2 protein-coding genes are annotated in these 991 nt (G+C 43.6%); both read right to left on the reverse strand.

Annotated features, from left to right (window positions below; genetic code table 11):
• The coding region (locus AC1DUA_RS38985) for a DUF2306 domain-containing protein (RefSeq protein WP_477504784.1) at nucleotides 1-543 on the reverse strand (543 nt) is incomplete at its 3' end.
• A gap of 152 nt (nucleotides 544-695) precedes the next feature.
• A partial coding sequence (locus AC1DUA_RS38990) for an aldo/keto reductase (RefSeq protein ID WP_477504785.1) occupies nucleotides 696-991 on the reverse strand: 296 nt, incomplete at its 5' end.

Below are 991 nucleotides of genomic sequence, written 5' to 3' on the forward strand. Positions count from 1 at the left end.
GTCCACGTAGGACAACCCGAACCCTTTATGGAAGATCGAAGTCAGCAGATGTATGGAGAAATTAGTGAAAACGAATGTGTAACTTCTGATCATCCACTTCCGATGTTGGTCCACTCTCTTTTTTCTGATTGTCACAATCGCCATGACGATCATGAATACCCATATAATATTCAGCAAATTAAAAGCCATGCTGCTAATCTTCCCGCCCGTCGCATATGGCGCCATGTAGCCAGACGTGAGGTCAACAATCAGGACGGACAAGATGTACAAATAACCGTTCAAGCGATGGAACTTGCGGTGTTTTTTAAAGATCCAAGATGAGAAATTAATCGCACCCGTAATCATCGACAAACAAGCAAATGCGACATGCACGTGCATCACCTTCAGCCAAACAGCGACATTTAAAGCTCTTTTTAGCTCAATTTTACGGCCTAGGAATCCTGTTGCCCGAGCATCGAGAACGAAATTGGTGTAAATAACGTACACAATCAAAATAATTGCAACGACTACCATGAGGAGATAAGCATTTTTTCTATTGAGCATTTCTACGACCTTTCACTATTTAATCCATTCCTTCATTGTAACATTTCTCGCGCATCAACAGAATTGGAGAATGGTTTGAATGACTGACTGCACTTCATCTCTTCGCAAAAAAAAGACCCCCAGCAGCAAGCTGGAAGTCTACGTTGTAACCCTTATGGAAGCACATTGCCTGCTGCACGGAAAATCTCATACCATTCCTGACGTGTCAAGTGAACATCCGTTGCTTTACAGCAATCCAATAAGCGATTAATGTTCATCGTGCCCGTAACCGGCTGCATCCGCGCTGGATGGCGTAATAACCATGCGATAGCGATTGTGGTATTGCTCACTTCGTATTTTTCCGCGATCTCATCGATTTTCAGATTCAGCTCGGGGAACTTTTCGTTTCCAAGGAATACCCCTTCGAAGAATCCGTATTGGAAAGGCGACCAAGGCTGAACCGTAATAT

Source organism: Paenibacillus sp. 01T422, from assembly GCF_056398785.1.